Source organism: Achromobacter veterisilvae, assembly GCF_037619525.1.
Taxonomy (GTDB): Bacteria; Pseudomonadota; Gammaproteobacteria; order Burkholderiales; family Burkholderiaceae_B; genus Achromobacter; species Achromobacter veterisilvae.
In genome coordinates this window covers 2722430-2743045 of the sequence record NZ_CP148753.1, presented here as the reverse complement: position 1 = coordinate 2743045, position 20616 = coordinate 2722430, and the positions used below count along the sequence as shown (strand labels likewise).

General features: G+C 67.6%; 18 protein-coding genes. 6 read left to right on the top strand and 12 right to left on the bottom strand.

Annotated elements, in window-relative coordinates; all coding sequences use genetic code 11:
• Positions 1–53 precede the first annotated feature (53 nt).
• The 4 genes from cphA to WHX56_RS12615 all read left to right on the top strand — a co-directional run bounded on the left by cphA (position 54) and on the right by WHX56_RS12615 (position 4025).
• Positions 54–2624 (top strand): cyanophycin synthetase, encoded by a 2571-nt coding sequence (gene cphA, locus WHX56_RS12630; RefSeq protein ID WP_338881345.1) that lies wholly within the window; start codon positions 54–56, stop codon positions 2622–2624.
• Between the two features lie 595 nt (positions 2625–3219).
• Positions 3220–3420 (top strand): CsbD family protein, encoded by a 201-nt coding sequence (locus WHX56_RS12625; RefSeq protein WP_129243834.1) that lies wholly within the window; start codon positions 3220–3222, stop codon positions 3418–3420.
• Between the two features lie 27 nt (positions 3421–3447).
• The gene (locus WHX56_RS12620) at positions 3448–3612 is read left to right on the top strand and encodes a DUF1328 domain-containing protein (RefSeq protein WP_006389411.1); all 165 of its coding nucleotides are present in this window, start codon (positions 3448–3450) and stop codon (positions 3610–3612) included.
• A gap of 74 nt (positions 3613–3686) precedes the next feature.
• A complete protein-coding gene (locus WHX56_RS12615; protein WP_129243837.1) occupies positions 3687–4025 on the top strand; it encodes a BON domain-containing protein in 339 nt (112 codons plus the stop codon).
• A 100-nt stretch (positions 4026–4125) separates the two neighbouring features.
• Here WHX56_RS12615 and WHX56_RS12610 read toward each other — a convergent pair whose 3' ends face one another.
• The 10 genes from WHX56_RS12610 to WHX56_RS12565 form a co-directional block, all read right to left on the bottom strand.
• A complete protein-coding gene (locus tag WHX56_RS12610; RefSeq protein WP_338881344.1) occupies positions 4126–4998 on the bottom strand; it encodes a PhzF family phenazine biosynthesis protein in 873 nt (290 codons plus the stop codon).
• A gap of 4 nt (positions 4999–5002) precedes the next feature.
• On the bottom strand, positions 5003–6400 hold the full coding sequence (locus WHX56_RS12605) for a 4Fe-4S binding protein (RefSeq protein WP_129243843.1): 1398 nt from the start codon (positions 6398–6400) through the stop codon (positions 5003–5005).
• A 39-nt stretch (positions 6401–6439) separates the two neighbouring features.
• Positions 6440–7291, bottom strand: coding sequence for an FTR1 family iron permease (locus tag WHX56_RS12600; RefSeq protein ID WP_129243846.1), 852 nt, complete (start codon positions 7289–7291; stop codon positions 6440–6442).
• Positions 7292–7305: 14 nt separating this feature from the next.
• Positions 7306–7608 (bottom strand): cupredoxin domain-containing protein, encoded by a 303-nt coding sequence (locus WHX56_RS12595; RefSeq protein WP_287755829.1) that lies wholly within the window; start codon positions 7606–7608, stop codon positions 7306–7308.
• Positions 7609–7661: 53 nt separating this feature from the next.
• Complete coding sequence (locus WHX56_RS12590; RefSeq protein ID WP_129243850.1) at positions 7662–8198, bottom strand: iron transporter; 537 nt, start codon at positions 8196–8198, stop codon at positions 7662–7664.
• A gap of 195 nt (positions 8199–8393) precedes the next feature.
• On the bottom strand, positions 8394–8960 hold the full coding sequence (phaR, locus tag WHX56_RS12585; protein WP_129243854.1) for a polyhydroxyalkanoate synthesis repressor PhaR: 567 nt from the start codon (positions 8958–8960) through the stop codon (positions 8394–8396).
• A 119-nt stretch (positions 8961–9079) separates the two neighbouring features.
• Positions 9080–9817: an acetoacetyl-CoA reductase gene (phbB, locus tag WHX56_RS12580; RefSeq protein ID WP_129243857.1), complete on the bottom strand. Its 738-nt coding sequence runs from the start codon at positions 9815–9817 to the stop codon at positions 9080–9082.
• A 73-nt stretch (positions 9818–9890) separates the two neighbouring features.
• Positions 9891–11528: a class I poly(R)-hydroxyalkanoic acid synthase gene (gene phaC, locus WHX56_RS12575; RefSeq protein WP_338881343.1), complete on the bottom strand. Its 1638-nt coding sequence runs from the start codon at positions 11526–11528 to the stop codon at positions 9891–9893.
• Between the two features lie 123 nt (positions 11529–11651).
• Positions 11652–12416 (bottom strand): peptidoglycan editing factor PgeF, encoded by a 765-nt coding sequence (pgeF, locus tag WHX56_RS12570; RefSeq protein WP_338881342.1) that lies wholly within the window; start codon positions 12414–12416, stop codon positions 11652–11654.
• Positions 12404–13402: an RluA family pseudouridine synthase gene (locus WHX56_RS12565; protein WP_338881341.1), complete on the bottom strand. Its 999-nt coding sequence runs from the start codon at positions 13400–13402 to the stop codon at positions 12404–12406. The genes pgeF and WHX56_RS12565 overlap by 13 nt, the downstream gene beginning before the upstream one ends.
• Before the next feature lie 107 nt (positions 13403–13509).
• Between WHX56_RS12565 and WHX56_RS12560 the strand changes: the two genes are divergently transcribed.
• Positions 13510–14298 carry an outer membrane protein assembly factor BamD gene (locus WHX56_RS12560; RefSeq protein ID WP_129243907.1) on the top strand — a complete coding sequence of 263 codons (789 nt, stop codon included), beginning with the start codon at positions 13510–13512 and terminating at the stop codon, positions 14296–14298.
• 86 nt (positions 14299–14384) lie between these two features.
• On the opposite strand, the gene WHX56_RS12555 is transcribed toward WHX56_RS12560, so the two are convergent.
• A complete protein-coding gene (locus tag WHX56_RS12555; RefSeq protein WP_338881340.1) occupies positions 14385–16484 on the bottom strand; it encodes an ATP-dependent DNA helicase in 2100 nt (699 codons plus the stop codon).
• A gap of 234 nt (positions 16485–16718) precedes the next feature.
• Here WHX56_RS12555 and tex point away from each other — a divergent pair, with 234 nt between their 5' ends.
• The gene (gene tex, locus WHX56_RS12550; RefSeq protein WP_129243873.1) at positions 16719–19100 is read left to right on the top strand and encodes an RNA-binding transcriptional accessory protein Tex; all 2382 of its coding nucleotides are present in this window, start codon (positions 16719–16721) and stop codon (positions 19098–19100) included.
• Positions 19101–19211: 111 nt separating this feature from the next.
• Here the strand turns inward: tex and WHX56_RS12545 are convergent, their stop codons facing one another.
• Positions 19212–20567, bottom strand: coding sequence for a tryptophan--tRNA ligase (locus WHX56_RS12545; protein ID WP_338881339.1), 1356 nt, complete (start codon positions 20565–20567; stop codon positions 19212–19214).
• Between the last annotated feature and the right edge of the window lie 49 nt (positions 20568–20616).

The following is a 20616-nucleotide window of genomic DNA, read 5'->3' as shown; positions in this document are numbered from 1 at the left end:
CCTCGCGCCCCGCCAGAGCGCGGGCGCGCGTGAGCTAGACAGGAATACCTGCCATGGAAGTTTCCCGTATCCGAGCACTGCGCGGCCCCAACCTGTGGAGCAAGAACACGGCGATCGAGGCCATCGTCTCTTGCGCCGACGCCGAATGCTCCATCGACAACCTGCCGGAATTCGAAGCGCGCCTGCGCGCGCGGCTGCCGCAGACCGGGCTGCTGCGCCCCGAAGGCCACCAGGACGCGGTGTCCATCGCGCACGTGCTGCAGATCGCCGCGCTGACGATGCAGGCGCACGCCGGCTGCCCCGTCACGTTCGGCCGCACCGCCTCCACCATCGAGCCGGGCGTGTTCCAGGTGGTGGTGGAATACAGCGAGGAAGAGGTCGGCAGGCTGGCGATGGAGCTGGCCCAGGTGCTGGTGCGCGCCGCGCTGGACGACGCGCCGTTCGACCTGGCCGACGCGCTGAAGCGCCTGCGCGACCTGGACGAAGACGTGCGCCTGGGGCCCAGCACCGGCTCCATCGTGAACGCCGCCGTCGCGCGCAACATTCCCTACCGCCGCCTGACGCAAGGCAGCATGGTGCAGTTCGGCTGGGGCAGCAGGCAGCGCCGCATCCAGGCCGCCGAAACAGACCTGACCAGCGCCATCTCCGAGTCCATCGCGCAGGACAAGGACCTGACGAAAATGCTGCTGGACGCCGCCGGCGTGCCGGTGCCGATGGGACGGTCGGTCACCACCGCCGAGGAAGCCTGGGCCGCGGCCCAGGAGCTGGGCGGCCCGGTGGTCGTCAAGCCGCGCGACGGCAGCCAGGGGCGCGGCGTCGCCGTCAACATCGAAACGCGCGAACGCGTGATCCAGGCCTTCGAAGCCGCCGAGGAAATCAGCTCGGAAGTCATCGTTGAGCGCTATATCCCCGGCCACGATTTCCGCCTGCTGGTGGTGGGCGGCGCGCTGGTGGCGGCGTCGCGCCGCGATCCGCCGCAGGTCACGGGCGACGGGCAGCAGACCATCCGCCAATTGGTGGAGCAGGTCAACGCCGACCCGCTGCGCGGCGACGGCCACGCGACCTCGCTGACCAAGATCCGCTTCGACGACATCGCCCTGGCCACGCTCAAGAAGCAGGGCTTCGACGCCGACTCCGTGCCGCCCGCCGGCACGCTGATCTTCCTGCGCAACAACGCCAACCTGAGCACCGGCGGATCGGCCACCGACGTGACCGACGAGGTGCATCCCGAGATGGCGGCGCGCGCGGTGTCCGCGGCCCGCATGATCGGACTGGACATCTGCGGCGTGGACGTGGTGGCCGAAAGCGTGCTGTATCCGCTCGAGGACCAGCATGGCGGCGTGGTGGAAGTGAATGCCGCGCCCGGCCTGCGCATGCACCTGAACCCGTCGTTCGGCAAGGGCCGCCCGGTGGGCGAGGCCATCATCGCCAACATGTACGCCGACGGCGACGACGGCCGCATTCCGGTGGTGGCGGTGGCCGGCACCAACGGCAAGACGACCACGGTGCGGCTGACCGCCCATCTGCTGGGCGCGGCCGGCAACCGCGTCGGCATGACGAATTCCGACGGCGTCTACGTGAACGGCCTGCGCATCGATACGGGCGACTGCAGCGGCCCGCGCAGCGCCCGCAGCGTGCTCATGCATCCGGACGTGGACGCGGCCGTGTTCGAGACCGCGCGCGGCGGCATCCTGCGCGAAGGGCTGGCGTTCGACCGCTGCAACGTGGCCATCGTCACCAACATCGGCATGGGCGACCACCTGGGCCTGGGCTACATCAGCACGGTGGAAGACCTGGCCGTGGTCAAGCGCGTGATCGTGCAGCACGTGCATCCCACGGGCACCGCGGTCCTGAACGCGGCCGATCCCATCGTGGCCGAGATGGCCGCCAGTTGCCCGGGCTCGATCACGTATTTCGCCGAGGACCGCAACCATCCCGTGATGGCGACGCATCGCGCCCAGGGCCTGCGCGCCGTGTACCGCGACGGCGACGCGATCGTGGCCGCGCAGGGCGCCGAAGAAATCCGCTACCCGCTGGCCGGCATTCCCCTCACCCGCGACGGCGCGATCACCTTCCAGGTCGAGAACGCCATGGCCTCGATCGCCGCGGCCTGGGCGCTGGGCCTGGACCAGGACGTCATCCGCCGCGGCCTGGCCACCTTCGTCAACGATGCGCAGACCGCGCCCGGGCGCTTCAACGTGTTCGATTACCGCGGCGCCACGGTGATCGCGGACTACGGCCACAATCCCGACGCGATCCTCGCGCTGGTCCGCGCGGTGGACGCCATGCCCGCCAGGCGCCGCTCCGCCGTCATCAGCGGCGCGGGCGACCGGCGCGACGAAGACATCCGCATGCAGACCGAGATCCTCGGCGAAGCCTTCGACGACGTAGTGCTCTACCAGGACCAGTGCCAGCGCGGCCGCGCCGACGGCGAGGTGCTGGCGCTGCTTCAGTTGGGCCTGGCCAACGCCACCCGCAGCAAGCACGTCGAGGAAATCCACGGCGAGTTCCTGGCGATCGACACCGCCCTGGCCCGGCTTGCTCCCGGCGACCTGTGCCTGATCCTGGTGGACCAGGTGGAAGAAGCGCTGGCGCACATCGCAAGCCGCATCGCGCAGGCCTGAGCCGCCCCGGCGGCGGCCCAATAGGAAACGGGGCGCCCCTGGGCGCCCCGTTTCCATGTTTGCGCGGCGTCCGCCGGCTCAGCTACTGGCCGCCACGGCGGGCGCCGCGGCCTGGTACCTGTCCGTCACGTGCGTGCATCCCACCGCCGCCAGCGCGGCCAGCGTCAACAAGATCGCGCTGCAAAGTCGTTGCGTCATGCGTGCCTCTCTCCCGTTCCTGGTGATCGAACCGCCCTGCGGGTTCCGTCACGACTATACCGCCGCGGCGCGCGCCCTGCCCGCGCCCGCCCGCAGATCCCGTTACCAGCCCCCCGCAAAAGCGGACAAGACGTTGCTGGAATGTAACGTCCGCCCTTAGTGCGCCTGCAACCCCTGCCCGCCTGAAAACGCGCTTTTCCGCCCGGGAAGCACCGTTACATTTGCCCACAGCAAGGTTTGACAGGCCTCGCCGGGGGCTCGTACGTTGAAGACCTGGGCCTGGCGCGAAAGCAGCCGCAACGCAGGCAGGCCCGGCTGATCAGTGTCCCACTCAAAACCGCGGGGGCAAGGTTCGCAGGCCACGAACCCGCCGCCGCACGCAAACGGAGAGGTCACCATGAACAACGACGTTATCGCTGGCAAATGGAAGCAACTGGCAGGCAAGGCCAAGGCGGCCTGGGGCGAACTCACCGACGACGAGCTGACCCGCACGGAAGGCAACGCCGAACGCCTGGCGGGCCTGATCCAGGAGCGCTATGGCAAGACCAGGGAACAGGCGGAGAAAGAAGTCCGCGACTTCTTCGACGGCAATCCCTGACCCCGCCAACCACCAGGAGAAGCTGACATGCTGCACTACGCCGTAGTTTTCTTCGTCATTGCCATCATCGCGGCCGTCCTGGGTTTCGGCGGCATCGCCGCCGGCGCCGCGGGCATCGCCAAGATCCTGTTCTTCGTCTTCCTGGTACTGGCGCTGCTGTCCATTCTGGGCGGCGCATTCCGCAAGAAATAGAACCCGTACCCCAAGATCTCCCGACAACCGCTGCGTCCCGAACGCGCTGAACCACACCAACAAGGAGCATGACTATGGAATTTCGCAAGCTGATCGCCGCCGCCGCACTGGGCACGGGCGCTGCCTTCACTTCCATCGCCTTTGCCGCCGATGACGGCAAGCCGAAACAGTCCGTGGGTGAATACGCGTCCGACGCCACCGTGACCACCAAGGTCAAGGCCGCCTTCGTGGCCGACAAGCAACTGAGCGCCCTCGATATCGCCGTGGAAACCAATGAGGGCATCACGACACTGACCGGCACCGTGGGCACCGCCGCCGAAGCCGATCATGCGGCTACCGTGACGCGAGGCGTCGAAGGCGTGAAGCAGGTGATGAACAACATCAAGGTCGACCCCGCCAAGAACAAGCAATAGAGCTTGTACCGCTTCGGGCCGGCCCCGAAGCAGAAACGGCGCCCGCATACGCGGGCGCCGTCTTTTTTTGCGGGGCTTTGTCTGGAGAGGCCGCGCGTCCTCAGACGTCCACCGTGCCCCGCCCGATCTCCAGCGCGCGCCCGCCCACCTGGATCCGCCCGTCGGCCAGGACGTCCAGCAGCAGCCGGCACGGCCTGCCGATCAGGTCGCCCTGCTCGACCAGGATGCTGGCGGGCAAGGCGTGGCCCCGGTGCCGCAGCCACCCGCCCAGGTTGGCGCAGGCCGACCCCGTGCCGGCGTCCTCGTTCACCCCGCCGCCCGCCTTGGCATAGAAGTACCGGGCCACCGCGACCTGCCGCCCGTCCTGCGTCCTGCCGTCGTCGAACGCAAAGACATACAGGATCTTGCGGCCCAGGCTGTTGGCCTGCCAGCGGTCCAGCCGGGCCGCGTCGGGCGCGGCGCGGCGCACGGCGTCCACGCTGGCAAGCGGCACCAGCAGTTGGTCGGCGCCCGTGTCCACCCACACCGGATCGTCCAGCAGGTCAGCAGGGGCCAGGCCCGCCAGGCTGGCGATCTCCGCCCGGCCCAGCGCGGGTTGCGCGGTGCGCACGCCGTCCGGACAGGGCGCGGTGAAGGTCCAGGCATCGCCCCGGGCCGTGACCGGCACGATGCCGGCCGCGAATTCCAGCGTCAGCGCATCGCCGGACTTGAGCAGGTCACGCACGACCTGCGCGGTGCCGATGGTGGGATGGCCCGCGAACTTCATCTCGTAGCCGGGCGTGAAGATGCGCACCCGGGCGTCCGCCCGGTCCGAAGGCAGGATGAAAGTGGTTTCGGACAGATTGAATTGCACCGCCAGATTCAGCATGGTGGCGTCGTCCATGCCGCGCGCGTCTTCGAACACGCAGAGCTGGTTGCCGCTGAAGGGCCCGGAAGCGAAAACGTTGAGCAGGCGGAACGCGTAGGAGGCCATGGGGCTACCAGACCGCGAAGAACAGCACCCAGGCCAGACAGAACGGCGCCAGGCCCGCCAGCAGCACCAGCCATGCCAGGCCTTTGCGCAGGGCGCTGGCTTCGCGCGGCTTCAGCAGGCGCGCATACAGGCGCAGCGTCCACAGCACCGCCAGGCTGAGCAGGGTGAAGCGCACGGGCGCGGCCCACGCGGCCTGCACGCCTTCGTGCTTGAGCAGGTTGACCGTGGTGGCCGACAGGCCCAGGAACACGCCGATGCCGGCGGACGGGATCAGGGCCTGGGCCAGCTTGTGCAGGCCCGGCCGGCCCCAGCGTCCGGCGGCCGTCCCCGGCACGGCCGCGGCCGGCGCCAGGCGGTCGGCGATCCACAGCGACAGGAAGCTCGCGCCCCCGACGCAGACCGTGGCGCCGACGACGAACATCAGGATGCCGGCGCCGTCCAGCCAGGAAAAGCTGTCGTTCACTTCCGGGTAATGCGTCAGGATGAACCAGGGCGCGTTGTCCATCAGCGGCCACAGGATGTCGTGCTCCACCAGCCACGTCGCGGCCCACTGCTTGGCGGTCACGTACCAGGGGCTGGCGCTCCAGAGGAAGGCGCCGATCGCGATGCCCATCAGGCCGAAGCACAGCAGCGCCGTCTGCCAGGGATCGCCCTGCGCGACGCGGACGATTTCCTCTTCGGGCGAACGCGGCGTCAGCGCGATCGCGCCGCGGTAGCCGCTGCAGCGTCCACAGACGTGGCAATCGCCGGCGCCTTTCATGTGGCGCAGCGGCACCAGCGGCGCACAGTTGATGGGTTCGATGCGGATGACGGGATGGCGCCACTTTTCTTCGTCGACCTTGAAGTGCCAGGGCGCCAGCTTGGCCAGCAGGTTGAACACGCCGTTGACCGGGCACAGGTACTTGCACCACACCCGCTTGCTGCGGCCATAGCGCCAGCCGACGATCATGGCCGCCACCGTGGACCCGCCCAGCACCGCCAGCACCGCCAGCGGGTACTGGTACACGCTGACGAGCTGCCCGTAGACGGTCGTCAGCGCGAACGCCACGAAAGGCCAGCCGCCCCAGCGCATCCATTTCGGGATCGCCAGCCCCTTGCCGCGTTCGCTGGCCCATTCCGTCAGCATGCCCTCGGGGCATAGCCAGCCGCACCAGGCGCGGCCCAGGATCGGCATGGAAATCAGCACGAACGGCCACCACACGCCCCAGAACGCGAACTGCGCGACGATCGTCAGGTTATTGAACACCGAGGACGCGTTGTCCGGCAGGGGCAGGACCGCGGGCACGATCAGAAGAAACGCGTACATCGCGACAATGCCCCACTGCAGCTTGCGCAACAGCGGGGCATGGTCACGGAGGAAGTCGGCGATACGGGAGGTTGCCCTCCCGAGTACAGCAGCCATGGTCAAACCTTCAAATATTCAGTCCGGCAAAAGTGCGGATCAGGACGCGCCGCGGGCCGCGGCCGCCGCCGGGGCGGCTTTGCCGCCCACCCAGCGCAGCAGCGCCCAGACGATCGCCCAGTATGCCACCCACAGCAGCACCGAGGTCAGCGCAGGCAGGGCGCGGTAGCCGGCGAAGTCGGCCAGGACCTTGCCGACGCCGGTACTGTCGCTCAATAGCCACGAACTGTCCCAGATCGGATCGACGATGGTGGGCAGGACGTCCAGCGAAATCAGGTGGTCCAGGCCGCCCACCAGCAGCGAACCGGCCAGCAGCAGGAGCAGGATTTCGGTCACGCGGAAGAACCGGCGCCAGGTAATGAGCTTGCCGCCCAGTTGCAGCAGCCAGAACGTCAGCAGCGCCACGAGGAAACCCGCGACGCCGGCCAGCGCCAGCATCAGCATGCCGCTGCCGCCGTCGCCCGCGGACACGGTGCCGTACAGGAACACCACCGTCTCGCTGCCTTCGCGGGCCACGGCGATGGCCACGAGCACGAACAGGCCCCACCAGTTGTCGCTGGCGACGGAAGCCCGCGCGCCGCTTTCGAGTTCGCCCTTGAGCGTGCGGCCGTGCTTCTTCATCCAGACGACCATCTGCACCACCAGCACGCACGCGGCCAGCGACATGATGGCCTGGAACCACTCCTGGCCTTCGTCGCTGAGCCAGGACGACACGCCCAGCAGCACCAGCGCCAGCGCCACGGCCAGCGCCAGGCCCGCCACGACGCCGCCCCACAGGTAGTTGAGCCCGCGCTTGCCTTCGGGCGTGGAGCGCAGCCAGGTGTACAGGATGCCCACCACCAGCATGGCTTCGACGCTTTCACGCCAGACTATGAAAAGGACCTGTTCCATGTATTGCTACCGCGTTATTCCTTGGGCTTGACGACCAAGGTGCCTTTCACGCTCTGGTGAAAGTCGTCAAAGAAGGGGTACTCGCCCGGGCGCGAAATGGTGATCACGACGAAGGACTTCACCCCCGGTCCCAGGACTTTCTCCTTGCGCAGCGGAATGCTCTCGAATTCCACAGGCTCGTTGCTCTCGTTGATGAGCTCGATCTTGAAACGGCCCGCAGGCACTTCCAGGGTGGCGGGCTCGAACGTGCCGTCGGGCTTGAACTTCAGCGTGAAGGTCGGCAACTCGTCCGCCTGCGCGGGCGCCGTGCCGGCCATGCCGGCCAGGCCGATCAGCAATGCGGCGGCAACGCGAAGCAGGCGGCTCACGATCAGTAACCGCCCTTCTTGCCGGTGCCGGCAAAGACGAATTCATATTCCAGGTCGAAGGGTTCGAACCAGGGGCCCACGCCGGTTTCCTTGTCGACGTGGCGGCCGAAGTGGCTCATCTTGTCCGCGGTCGGCGGCAGGATCGAGTACTTCAGCTTGTACTTGCCCGGGCCTTCCAGCTTGACGTTCTCGCCGTAGTGCGGGCCGTCGTTGGCGACCATCGGCATGAAGGTGCCCTTCTGCACGTTCTGGCTGCCGACCTTCTGGATCTCGTACTTCACCACCAGGTAGGGCACCCATTCGCCCTCGGGAAAGCCCGTCTGGTTGCCGGCGGTCGCGTGGATGTCGGCCTCGAGGTGCACGTCCGAATCCTTGGCGGGACGCATCATCCCGGGAGGGTCCATTTCGATCGGCTGCAAATACACGGCGCCGATTTCCATGCCGCCCTTTTCCACCGGTTTGCCGATGGGGTATTCGGCCGCATGGGCGGCGGAAACGCTCAGAGCGACAATGGCCAGGGCCAAGGCTTTCTTGATCATGTGCATAATCCTCGATACACGAATGGGAAGGCGGTTCCAAAAATATAAACAAGAACCGTTTTCATTAATGTAACCAAAACAACTGACATATCCCTGAACCCGTGGACGGAAAAATCGCCGGATCGTTGCGTTTGGTCAAACGAAAAAACGCCCCCGAAGGGGCGTGCTCATCTGGGGACGGACCCGGTTGCGCCGTTATTTGCGGCCGGTGCCCGGCGTGCCGCCGGGCGTGAAGGGGAACGTCGAGAACATCGCGCGCGTCTGGTCCTGCATCTGGTCCTGCATCTGCACGAACAGGTTCTTGCTCTGGTCGATGTAGTTGTTCATCATGTTCTGCAGCATGGGCGTCTGCACGTTCATGAACTGGGCCCAGGCCTCGGGGCCGAACTGGCTTCCGTACAGGCCCTTGGACTGCTCGGCCATCCGCTGCTGGATCTCCATGAAGGCCTGGATGTTCTTTTCCAGGTACGAACCCATGATGCCCTGCATGGCATGGCCATAGAAACGGATGATCTGCGACAGCATGTTCGAGGAGAACATGGGCATGCCGCCGCTTTCCTCTTCAAGGATGATCTGCAGCAGGATGCTGCGGGTCAGGTCTTCCCCGCTCTTGGCGTCGACGACCTGGAATTCCTCGTTCGCCAGGACCAGTTGCTTGACATCTGCGAGAGTGATGTAGGTGCTGGTCCGGGTGTCGTACAGACGACGGTTGGGGTACTTTTTAATCAGGCGCAGGCTGGCGCCGGTTTGTGCTTGCGTCATGTTTGTCCCCGGATCGGGCGATCTCTAAGACTTCGGATAGGGTTAAGTGTAATGCCGGACGGCCCTCTCCCCGAGACCGTCCGGCGCCAGTCGGCCGCCCCCTGGCGGCCGGCAATGCGTCAGCCCATGTGCAGGCCGCCGTTGAGCGAGAAGTCCGCTCCCGTCGAAAAGCCGGACTCATCCGAGGCCAGCCATGACGTAATGGATGCAATTTCCTCCGGCGTGCCCAGGCGGCGCACGGGAATGGTGGCGACGATCTTTTCCAGGACGTCGGGACGGATGGCCCGAACCATGTCCGTGCCGATGTAGCCCGGCGACACCGTATTCACCGTGACGCCCTTGCTGGCCACTTCCTGCGCCAGCGCCATGGTGAAGCCATGGATGCCGGCCTTCGCCGTGGAGTAGTTCGTCTGGCCGAATTGCCCCTTCTGGCCGTTCACCGAGCTGATGTTGACGATGCGGCCCCACTGGCGCTCGACCATGTCCTCGATCACCTGCTTGGTCACATTGAAGAGGCTGTTCAGGTTGGTGTCGATGACCGCGCGCCAATCGTCGGCGCTCATCTTGCGGAACAGGCCGTCGCGGGTGATGCCCGCGTTGTTGACCAGCACGTCGACCGGGCCCAGGTCGCGCTTGACCCGTTCGAATGCCTCTACCGTGGATTCCCAATCGGACACGTTGCCCACGGACGCGTAGAACGTATAGCCCTGCGCGGCCTGTTCGTCCAGCCATTGCTGGTAATTGCGGCTGGGGCCGCAGCCTGCCACCACGCGAAAGCCATCTTTGGCCAGGCGCTGGCAAATTGAGGTGCCGATACCGCCCATCCCGCCTGTAACGTAAGCCAGTTTTCCGCTCATTGGATTTCCTCCTGTGTGCGACGGACGCCTCGTTGGTTAACTTACTGTCCTGGGCCAACCGCAAGCCGCGGTTTCAGGCGGCCCGGACTTTCACATATCTGCCAGGCGCCGGTTCTATCGGCCGGTGCCGGGCATTGCCTAACTTCGTTCGCGCCTTGACCTGCTTGCCGGAATGGCCGGCCAGCCAGGCGGCCCAATCGGGCCACCAACTGCCGGGCTTCTCGGCCGCCTGCGCGAACCACGTGTTCGGATCGCCCGGCAGATGCTGGCCCGATCGCTCCAGCTCGTCGGCCACCCAGTAGCTGCGGCGTTTCTTGGCCGGCGGATTCACCACGCCGGCGATATGCCCGGACGCCCCCAGCACGAAACGCTGCGGCCCGCGCAGGACCTGCGTGGACGCATAGGCCGACACCCAGGGCACGATGTGGTCCTCGCGCGACCCGAAGATGTACGCCGGCATCTCCAGCCGCGTCAGGTCCAGCGGCACGCCCGCGGCTTGCGCCCGGCCCGGCACCTTCAGGTTGTTCTCCAGGTAGGTATTGCGGAAGTACCAGGAAAAGAAGGGCCCGGGCAGGTTGGTGCTGTCGCCGTTCCAGAACAGCAGGTCGAAGGCGGGCGGCTTCTGGCCCTTGAGGTAGTTGCCGACGACGTAGTTCCAGACCAGTTCATTGGGCCGCAGGAACGAGAACGTGGTGGCGAGTTCGCGGCCGGGCATCAGCCCGCCGCTGCCCAGTTGATGATCGCGCAGCAGCGCGTGGGCCTCGTCGACGAAGACGTTCAGGACGCCGGTGTCGTGGAAATCCAGCAGCGAGGTCAGCAGGGTCAGCGAGGCCACGGGATGTTCGCCGCGCGCCTCGGCCAGCGCCAGCGCGGACGCCAGCATGGTGCCGCCCACGCAGAAACCCAGCGCGTTGACCTGCGGCTGCCTGGCGATGTCGCTGGCCACCCGCAGGGCCTGCAGCACCGCGTTGTCGAGATAATCGGACCAGGTGGCGCGGTCCACGCCGTCGGTATCGCTGGACACCGGGTTGCGCCACGAAACCAGGAACACCGTGAAGCCCTGGTCCACCGCATGCCGCACGAAGGAATTCTCGGGCTGCAGGTCCAGGATGTAGAACTTGTTGATGTTCGGCGGCACGATGACGAGGGGTCTTTCGTGCACGGCGGCGGTGGACGGCGCGTACTGGATGAGCTGGAACAGCGCGTTCTCGAATACGACTTCGCCGGGCGTCACCGCCACGTTGCGGCCGATCTCGAACTGCGATTCGTCCGTCTGGGTGATGCGCCCTTTCTTGACGTCGCCGAGCAGGTTCGCCAGGCCCTCGTTCAGCGCCCGGCCCGCGCTCTCCACGATGGATTGCTGGGCATCCGGGTTCAGCGCCAGGAAATTGGACGGCGACAACGCGTCGACCCACTGCATGATGGAAAAGCGGAGGCGGTCGCGCATCGGTTCGCTGACCTGCGCGGCGTCCACCATGCGCGACATCGCGCGCGCGGACAACAGGTAGGTATGCGCCAGCAACAGGTGCGAATGATTGGCGGCCCAGGCCTCGCCGGCAAAACGGCGGTCGGGCGGCGGCGCAAGCGCGCCGCGGCGGGCGTCATCGCAAAGGCGCTGCCATTCGCGAGAGAATTCAGCCTGGATGTCGGCCAGGACTTCCGGTGCCACGCTCACCGGAATGGGCCCTGCGGCGGAGAGATTGGCATTCACTTCGACACCTTGTTATCGAGACTACGCGATTGATGTTGCATTCGGGGTCCAGGCCTGTCAATGCGGGTATACAAGGAGGCCTGCCGGGTGCGCAGCAAGCGCAAGCGCCCGCCTTGCGCTGGATCAAACCGGGTCGAGCCAGGCAAGCAAGGCCATGCGTCCGGTTTCTCCATCGCGCCGGTACGAAAAGAACCGGTCCGCTTCGGCCACGGTGCACATCCCGCTCAAGGACACCTCTTGTACCCCGGCCCGGCGCAGGCGGAAATCGGCCAATCCGGCGAGATCGGCCAGCCATTTTCCGGAGAGGCCCGGCCGCGGCGTGAAGTAGCGCCGGGTGGCCGGATCGTCCGCCTCGAAGGCGTCCAGCACGTCCTGGCCCACTTCGAACGCCTGGGGGCCGATGCCCGGGCCCACCCATGCGCGCCAGCCCGCGGCCCGCGGCGCCTTGGCCCGCATGGCCGCCAGCGTGTGTTCCAGCACGCCGCCCGACAGGCCGCGCCAGCCGGCATGCGCCGCGCCCAGCACCTTGCCTTCCGCGTCGGCGATCACCACCGGCAGGCAATCGGCCACCATGACGGCCAGGACGCGGCCGGGGCGCGCGGTGACGCTGGCGTCGACCGCCGGCTCGTCCGGCAGGTCCGCCCGGTCGGCGTCCACGACTTCGCTGCCGTGGACCTGGCGCAGCCACAGGGGCTCGGCGGGCACCGCGGCGCGCACGCGGCGCCGGTTCTCCGCGACCGTGCCGGGATCGTCGCCGGCGCGGCGGCCCAGGTTCAGGGTGTCGTGCGGCGCGACGCCCGCGCCGCCTGCGCGGGTGGTGCAGAAATAGTTGACGCCGGCCCATTGCGGGCCGGTCACCACGGGCAGACCTGCCGCTACGCGTTCCATGCGATGCTTTCCTGTACCAGGACCATGTCGGCGGGCGGGGCCGCGGTGAATTCGGCCTCGCCGCGGCCGCCCGGATCGTCGAAATGCAGGGCGCGCGCATGCAGCATCTGCCGCTGCGCGCCCGCGATGTTCTTGCCGCCATAGAGCGTGTCGGCCAGCAGCGGATGCCCCAGGCTGGCCAGGTGCACCCGGATCTGGTGGGTGCGGCCGGTTTCCAGGCGGCACACCACTTCGGTGACGCGGCCGCCCGGGTCCACCTGCCCGCGGCGGGCCGGCGCATAGTGGGTGACGGCGGGCTTGGGAGCCACCGGGCGTTCCACGCTCATGCGCACCGGCACGCGGGAATCGCGGCCGATCGGGCGGTCGGCCTTGCCGGCCCCGGCCAGCCAGCCATGCGCCAGCGCCACGTACTCGCGGCCCATGCTGCGCGCCTGCAATTGCCGCACGAGGTGGGTCTGCGCCGTCTCGTTGCGCGCCACGACCATGAGGCCGGACGTGTCTTTGTCCAGGCGGTGCACGATGCCGGCGCGCGCCACCTGGGCCAGTTCGGGATAGCGGTGCAGCAGGCCGTTGAGCAGGGTGCCGCTCCAGTTGCCCGCCCCGGGATGCGTGACCAGCCCGGCGGGCTTGTTCACGACGATCCAGTCGGGGCTTTCGTCCACGACCGCGAATTCCACGGGTTCGGGCGCGAAGGCCAGTGTTTCGGGCGCGGGCTGGGGCCATACGGCGATCTCGTCGCCGGGGCCGACGGTCTGCCGGACCTTGCCGGGCGCGCCGTTCACATGGACATTGCCGGCCTCGATCCAGCCTTGCAGCCGGCTGCGGGAATGATTGGGCAACAGACCCGCCAGCACCTTGTCCAGCCGGTCGGCCCGCGTACCGTCAGGCACGGTTACAAGTTGCGGTTCACCCCTGGAATTTTCGTCGGGAAGACCCAGGAATTCGTCGTCGGAAACGAGATCTGCGCCGGCGGCTGTATCAGACATGGAGACAAATCATATAATCAGCCTGCCATGCTACCACCAAGGATACGATTCTCGTGATTCACCACCCCGCAGCTCCCTCGAATCCCGCCTCCCGCAGCGGGCCGATCTTGCGCGTGGTCATCGCGCTGGTTGCCGTCGTCGCGATCGCCGGTTGCGGCTCGTCCGACAACAAGTACGACAAGACCACGAACTGGAGCGCCGAACAGCTCTATGCCGATGCCAAGTCGGAAATGTCCTCGGGTGGCTGGAAGGAAGCCCGCGAACGCCTGACCGCGATTGAAAGCCGCTACCCGTTCGGCGTGTATGCGCAGCAAGCCCTGCTTGAACTGGCGTACGTCAACTGGAAGGACGGCGAAAACGAGCAGGCTCTCGCGGCCATCGACCGCTTCCAGCAGCTCTACCCCAACCATCCCGGCACCGACTATGCGCTGTACCTGAAGGGCCTGATCAACTTCACGCCGGCCAGCGCCTTCATGAGCAACATCACCGGCCAGGATCCCGCCGAGCGCGATCCAAAGGGCCTGCGCGCTTCCTACGACGCCTTCAACGAACTGATCAAGCGCTATCCGGACAGCAAGTATTCGGTCGACGCGGAAAAACGCGTCGCATGGCTGGTCAACACCATCGCCATGAACGAAGTGCACGTGGCGCGCTACTACTACGAGCGCGGCGCCTACGTGGCCGCCGCCAACCGCGCGCAGACCGTCATCACCGACTTCGAAGGCGCGCCCGCCACCGAAGAAGCGCTTTATCTGATGGTCGAGTCCTACGACAAGCTCGGCATGACCGAACTGAAGAACGACTCGCAACGCGTCTACGACAAGAACTTCCCCAACAGCGAATTCCGCACCCGCGGCCTGAAGGCCGACAGGAGCTGGTGGAATCCGTTCGACTGATCCGATTCCCGCATGGGAAAAAGCTCCCCGAGGGGAGCTTTTTTTTGCCTTGGGCTACCGCCGCGCGGCGCGAAACCGCGCGCCAGCTATGCCTCGCCGCCCTCGCCCTTGCGGCGGTAGAACGCCAGCACTTCCTCGATTTCCCGGGTCCGCGCGAAAGGCGGCAACCCCCGCCACAGGCGCTTGCCGTAAGGCTTCTCGACCAGCCGCCCGTCGCCCACCATGAGCACGCCCCAATCCGATTCCGTGCGGATCAGCCGGCCCGCGCCCTGCTTGAGCGAGATCGCCGCCTCGGGCAACTGGTACTCCGAGAACGGATTGCCGCCCTGCGACCGGCAGGCCCGCAGGCGCGCCTCGATGACGGGGTCGTCGGGCGGCGCGAACGGCAGCTTGTCGATCGCCACCAGGGTCAGCACGTCGCCGGGCAGGTCGATGCCTTCCCAGAAGCTGGCGCTGCCCACCAGCACGGGATGCTCCAGCCGGCAGAAACGCTCGAGCAGATCGCGGCGCGTGCCGTCCCCCTGCTTGAGCAAAGGCCATTCGTGGCCGGCGTCGTCGAATTCGTCGGCCAGCAGGTTCGCGACCCTGTCCACCGCGCGCAGCGTCGTGCACAGCACCAGCGTCCCGCCGGGGCTTGCCTCCAGCAGCGGCATCAGCGTCCGCACGAAGCGCTCGAGGAACTGCGGCGACTGGGGCTCGGGCATGCCGCGCGGCACGAACAGCAGGGCCTGCTCCGGATAGTTAAATGGCGATTCCCATTTGCCGGTGCGCGCGCTGTCCAGCCCCAGTTGGCTGGTGAAGTGCGTGAATTCGCCGTTCACCGACAGCGTGGCCGAGGTCATGATCCAGGCCTGGCCCGGCTTGCGGTACTTGGAGAAGGCCTGGGCCACCGACAGCGGCGCCGAATGCAGCCGCACGTGGTGCTGCCCGTGCTCGACCCAGCGCACCGCCGGCCCGGACCATTGCTCCGCCGCGGCGGCGCCCGCCAGGATGGCGGCCGGCGTGGGCAGGCCGTCTCCCAGCGCGGACTGCGCCGCGGATTCGGGCGCCTGGTCGTCGCGGCCCCAGCCTTCGTCGTCCCGCCCCGCGCCGCCCCGGCCCGGCGTGGCCCAGCGCTTGAGGCGCGCCGAAATCTCCGCGCCGCTGCGCGCGGCGGCCATCAGGTCGGGATGTTTCTCGGAGACCGCGGCCAGGGCCTGCGCCGCGCTGTCCACGGCCTCGCGCAGCGCCCCCAGGGCCTCGTCGAACTCCTCGGGATTGGGAATGGCCTCGAAGGTGGCCTTGCGGCCCGGCATCCTGTCCAGCGGCGCACAGACCAGCCGCAGCTCGCGCGCGGCCGTCTCCAGGTGGCGGCTGACGTCGCTCCATTTGGCCGCTTCGCGCGCATAGGCCAGGCCGGCGACTTCCAGCGCGCGGCCGAAGTCCATCAACTGGTGCGTGGACACGCTGCTGCCCAGGAAGCGCGTGGCGGTGTCGGGAAGCTGGTGCGCTTCGTCGAAGATCACGGTATCCGCTTCCGGCAGCAGATCGGTGACGCCTTCTTCGCGCAGCACCAGGTCGGCCATGAACAGGGCGTGGTTGACGACCACCACGTCGGCCTCCTGGGCCTGCCGGCGGGCCTTCACGACGAAGCAGTCGCGGATGCGCGGGCATTCCTGCCCCAGGCAGTTCTCGCGGGTGGAGGTCACGCGCTGCCAGATCTCGGCGTCTTCCGGCACCTGCGCGAGATCGCCGCGGTCGCCCGTCTTGGAAATGCCGGCGAACACCTGGATCTGGCGCAACTGCTGGATCTCGCTGCGCGACTTCAAGGCGCGCTCGTCGCCCTGCAGGCGGTCCAGGTGATAGTGGCAGACGTAGTTGCCGCGGCCCTTGAGCAGCGCGGCGGTCACCGGCGCGGCCAGCGCGGCGCGCACGCGCGGGAGGTCGCGGGCGAAAAGCTGGTCCTGCAGGGTGCGGGTGCCGGTGGAAATCAGCACCTTGCCGCCCTGGATGAAGGCGGGTACAAGATAGGCCCAGGTCTTGCCGATGCCGGTGCCGGCCTCGGCCACCAGCGTGGCGCGCTCCTGGATGGCCTGGCCGATGGCCTGGGACAGCTCCACTTGCGCGGGTCGCGGCTTGTAGCCGGGCAAGGCCGTGGCCAACGGCCCGTCCTCGTCGAAGAATTCGGAAATATCCAGGTCCAGCATCACGGCAGCCTAGTGTCGGTCGGAGTCAACGGTGAACCGGTGCCGGTTACGGTTCGGGCGCCAGACACTTATGTGGGAAAGAACCAAATGATACCGCTGCCCGGCCTCCCGCGCGCCGCAAAGCCGCCATCGGCCAGCCGCAAGAGAGACGTATCGGTCCGCCCTGGCACGTTTTGTAACAGCCGCTTATGGCACAATCCGCCCCTTGTTTTCCCTTTTTGTCGTCGTATAGAGATGTCTGAAACTTCCGCTATCACGAACGTCGCCGCCGGCGTCGACAACGCCCGCATCGTCGCGCAGCTTGCCACCGAGCTCGAAGCGCGCGCCTCCCAGATCGCCGCGGCGGTAGAACTGCTGGACGACGGCGCCACCGTGCCCTTCATCGCCCGCTACCGCAAGGAAGCCACCGGCGGCCTGGACGATACCGTGCTGCGCAACCTCGAAGTGCGCCTGGGGTATCTGCGAGAGCTCGAAGAGCGCCGCGGGGCCATCCTCGAATCCATTTCGCAGCAGGGCAAGCTCACGCCCGAACTGCAGCAGGAAATCGGCGCCGCCGATACCAAGCAGCGCCTGGAAGACCTGTACGCGCCGTACAAGCCCAAGCGCCGCACCCGCGCCCAGATCGCCCGCGAAGCCGGCCTGGAACCGCTGGCCGACGCCATCCTGGCCGATACGGCCTGCGATCCCGCCGCGCTGGCCGCCCAGTACCTGAACCCCGAAGCGTCCATCAACGACGCCAAGGCCGCGCTCGACGGCGCGCGCGACATCCTGGCCGAACGCTACGCGGAAAATGCCGACCTGCTGGCCAACCTGCGCGAACACCTGTGGTCCACCGGCCTGCTCTATTCCAAGATGGTCGAGGGCAAGGAAGCCGAAGGCGCCAATTTCCGCGACTGGTTCGACTTCAACGAACCGCTGCGCACCCTGCCCTCGCACCGCATCCTGGCGCTGCTGCGCGGCCGCCAGCAAGGCGTGCTGGAATTGCGCCTGGGCCTGGAAGCCGAACTGGAAGCGCAGCTTCCGCACCCCTGCGTGGCCCGCATCGCCGGCTTCCTGAAGCTGGGCAACGGCCTGTTCGCGCTGGACGCCACGCCGCGCGCGCGCTGGCTCGGCGAGGTCTGCCGCTGGACCTGGCGCGTCAAGCTGCTGACGGCGTTCGAAAGCGAACTGATCGGCCGCCTGCGCGAAAGCGGCGAAGCCGAAGCCATCCGCGTGTTCGCGGCCAACCTGAAAGACCTGCTGCTGGCCGCGCCGGCCGGCCCCAAGGCCGTGCTGGGCCTGGATCCCGGCATCCGCACCGGCTGCAAGGTCGCCGTCATCGACGTGACCGGCAAGGTCGTGGACACCACCACCGTCTACCCGTTCGAACCGCGCCGCGACCGCGAAGGCACGATCAACACCCTGGCCGCGCTGGTCGCGCGCCACAAGGTCGACCTGATCGCCATCGGCAACGGCACCGCCTCGCGCGAAAGCGAAAAGCTGGTGGGCGACATGATGGAACGCTTCCCCGATCTCAAGGTCACCCGCGTGGTGGTCTCCGAAGCGGGCGCGTCCGTGTATTCCGCGTCGGAAACCGCCGCGCTGGAATTCCCCGACCTGGACGTGACCCTGCGCGGCGCCGTGTCCATCGCGCGCCGCCTGCAGGATCCGCTGGCCGAACTGGTCAAGATCGATCCCAAGGCCATCGGCGTGGGCCAGTACCAGCACGACGTCAACCAGCGCGAGCTGGCGCGCTCGCTGGACGCCGTGGTCGAGGACTGCGTGAACGCCGTGGGCGTGGACGTGAACACCGCGTCCGCCGCGCTGCTGGCGCGCGTGTCCGGCCTGAACTCGCTGCTGGCCAAGAACATCGTGGCCTGGCGCGACGAGAACGGCGCCTTCCCCACCCGCGACATCCTGCGCAAGGTGCCGCGCTTCGGCGACAAGGCGTTCGAGCAGGCCGCCGGCTTCCTGCGCATTCCCAACGGCGACAACCCGCTGGATGCGTCGTCCGTCCACCCGGAAGCCTACCCGGTGGTCGAGCGCATCGTCGCCAAGATCAAGGCCGAAGTGAAGCAGATCATCGGCCAGCGCGACGCGCTCAAGGGCGTTTCGCCGTCCGACTTCACCGACGAGCGCTTCGGCCTGCCCACGGTGCGCGACATCTTCGCCGAACTGGAAAAGCCCGGCCGCGATCCGCGCCCCGAATTCAAGACGGCGCAGTTCAAGGAAGGCGTCGAAACCCTGAACGACCTGTACCCGGGCATGGTGCTGGAAGGCGTGGTGACCAACGTGGCCAACTTCGGCGCGTTCGTCGACATCGGCGTGCACCAGGACGGCCTGGTCCACATTTCGGCCCTGGCCGAGAAGTTCGTGAAGGATCCGCGCGACGTCGTGCGCGTGGGCCAGACGGTCAGCGTGAAGGTGCTGGAAGTGGACGCCGCCCGCAAGCGCGTCGCGCTGACCATGCGCCTGAACGACACCGCGGCTCCCGCCCGCCGCAGCGGCGACGCCCCCAAGGGCGGCGACCGCTCCAACCGCCGCGCCCAGGGTGATGGCGGCCGCGGCAATGCGGGCGGCGGCGCGGGCGCGATGAACAGCGCCATGGCGGACGCCTTCGCCAAGCTCAAGCGCTGAGCGCTGGCCCCTCCCCTGGCACGGGGGCGGCTCCAAACGACAAAAAGGCCCGGCGCTTCATACGCGCCGGGCTTTTTTTTTCGGGCGCCTGCGCCGCGCCCGGCCGTCCGCCTATTCCTGGGACAGCGAGGCCAGCGCTTCGCGCGCGCGCGCCAGCAGGACCCCCGGTTCGGCCTGCGCGCCCGCCGGCGCGGCCGCCACGGCCACGCCGTCGATCACCGCCGCATAGCCTTGCCCGTCGGCCTGCAGCACCGAGTCCGCCGGTTCCGATTGCAGGCGGCGCATCAGGGCGCCGGCCTCTTTCGGGTCGGCGAAACGCTGCGACAGCAGCAGTTCCTCGCCGTCGGCGGCCAGCAGGCGGAAGCGGAAGCCGCCGTCTTCGTCGCGGAAGCTGACGAAGCGCGCGCCCTTGCCCTTTTCTTTCTTGACCGGCGCGCCCTTGCCGCCCGCGGACGCGGCCTCGAGGTTGCGCAGGCCCACGGCCTGGCGCAGCTCGTGCATGAACGGCATGGACAGCTTGCGGGCCTTGGCGGCGCCCGCCTGCAGGATGTCTTCGATGCGGCCGGGATTGGCCATCAGGTCGAAATACTTTTCGCGCATGGGGGCCAGCAGGTTTTCCAGGTGGTCGTAGAGCGCCTGCTTGGCATCGCCCCAGCCCAGCCCGTCTTCCAGTTGCTTGCGGAACGCCGCGGACTGCTCCTGCGTGGCGAACGCGCGGTAGATCGTGTACAGGTGCGAGTTCTCGGCGTCCTTCGGTTCACCCGGCTGGCGCGAATCGGTCACGATGCGCATCACCGACGCGCGCAGCGCGCTTGCGCCGCCCTCGAACAGCGGGATCGTGTTGTTGTAGCTCTTGGACATCTTGCGGCCGTCCAGGCCCGGCAGCGTCGCCACGTCTTCCTCGATCACCACTTCCGGCAGCGTGAAGTAATCGCGGCCGTAGAGATGGTTGAAGCGCTGGGCGATGTCGCGCGCCATCTCCAGGTGCTGGATCTGGTCGCGGCCCACCGGCACCTTGTTCGCGTTGAACATCACGATGTCCGCGGCCATCAGCACCGGATACGAGAACAGGCCCATCGTGACGCCGTCGTCCGGTTCCACGCCCTTCGCCTCGTTCTGATCCACCGCCGCCTTGTACGCGTGCGCCCGGTTCATCAGGCCCTTGGCCGTGACGCAATTCAGCATCCAGGTCAGCTCGGGAATCTCGGGGATGTCCGACTGGCGGTAGAACGTCACGCGTTCGTGGTCCAGCCCGACCGCCAGCCAGGTGGCGGCGATTTCAAGGCGGGAACGCGCCACGCGGGCCGGATCGTCGCACTTGATCAGCGCGTGGTAGTCCGCCATGAAGAAGAATGCGTCCACGCCGGGCTGCGCGCTGGCCTGGACGGCCGGACGGATCGCGCCCGCGTAGTTGCCGAGGTGGGGAGTTCCAGAAGTGGTGATGCCGGTGAGGACGCGGGTATTCATGAGGCGACGAGGCGTTTTTGGGGAAAACACCCAGTGTAACGTGCCGGAC

What these genes read in the sequence shown, in the direction of transcription:
- cphA (WP_338881345.1), top strand. Translation starts at nt 54, where the DNA reads ATGGAAGTTTCCCGTATCCGAGCACTGCGCGGCCCCAACCTGTGGAGC.
- WHX56_RS12625 (WP_129243834.1), top strand. Translation starts at nt 3,220, where the DNA reads ATGAACAACGACGTTATCGCTGGCAAATGGAAGCAACTGGCAGGCAAG.
- WHX56_RS12620 (WP_006389411.1), top strand. Translation starts at nt 3,448, where the DNA reads ATGCTGCACTACGCCGTAGTTTTCTTCGTCATTGCCATCATCGCGGCC.
- WHX56_RS12615 (WP_129243837.1), top strand. Translation starts at nt 3,687, where the DNA reads ATGGAATTTCGCAAGCTGATCGCCGCCGCCGCACTGGGCACGGGCGCT.
- WHX56_RS12610 (WP_338881344.1), bottom strand. Translation starts at nt 4,998, where the DNA reads ATGGCCTCCTACGCGTTCCGCCTGCTCAACGTTTTCGCTTCCGGGCCC.
- WHX56_RS12605 (WP_129243843.1), bottom strand. Translation starts at nt 6,400, where the DNA reads ATGGCTGCTGTACTCGGGAGGGCAACCTCCCGTATCGCCGACTTCCTC.
- WHX56_RS12600 (WP_129243846.1), bottom strand. Translation starts at nt 7,291, where the DNA reads ATGGAACAGGTCCTTTTCATAGTCTGGCGTGAAAGCGTCGAAGCCATG.
- WHX56_RS12595 (WP_287755829.1), bottom strand. Translation starts at nt 7,608, where the DNA reads ATGGCCGGCACGGCGCCCGCGCAGGCGGACGAGTTGCCGACCTTCACG.
- WHX56_RS12590 (WP_129243850.1), bottom strand. Translation starts at nt 8,198, where the DNA reads ATGATCAAGAAAGCCTTGGCCCTGGCCATTGTCGCTCTGAGCGTTTCC.
- phaR (WP_129243854.1), bottom strand. Translation starts at nt 8,960, where the DNA reads ATGACGCAAGCACAAACCGGCGCCAGCCTGCGCCTGATTAAAAAGTAC.
- phbB (WP_129243857.1), bottom strand. Translation starts at nt 9,817, where the DNA reads ATGAGCGGAAAACTGGCTTACGTTACAGGCGGGATGGGCGGTATCGGC.
- pgeF (WP_338881342.1), bottom strand. Translation starts at nt 12,416, where the DNA reads ATGGAACGCGTAGCGGCAGGTCTGCCCGTGGTGACCGGCCCGCAATGG.
- WHX56_RS12565 (WP_338881341.1), bottom strand. Translation starts at nt 13,402, where the DNA reads ATGTCTGATACAGCCGCCGGCGCAGATCTCGTTTCCGACGACGAATTC.
- WHX56_RS12555 (WP_338881340.1), bottom strand. Translation starts at nt 16,484, where the DNA reads ATGCTGGACCTGGATATTTCCGAATTCTTCGACGAGGACGGGCCGTTG.
- tex (WP_129243873.1), top strand. Translation starts at nt 16,719, where the DNA reads ATGTCTGAAACTTCCGCTATCACGAACGTCGCCGCCGGCGTCGACAAC.
- WHX56_RS12545 (WP_338881339.1), bottom strand. Translation starts at nt 20,567, where the DNA reads ATGAATACCCGCGTCCTCACCGGCATCACCACTTCTGGAACTCCCCAC.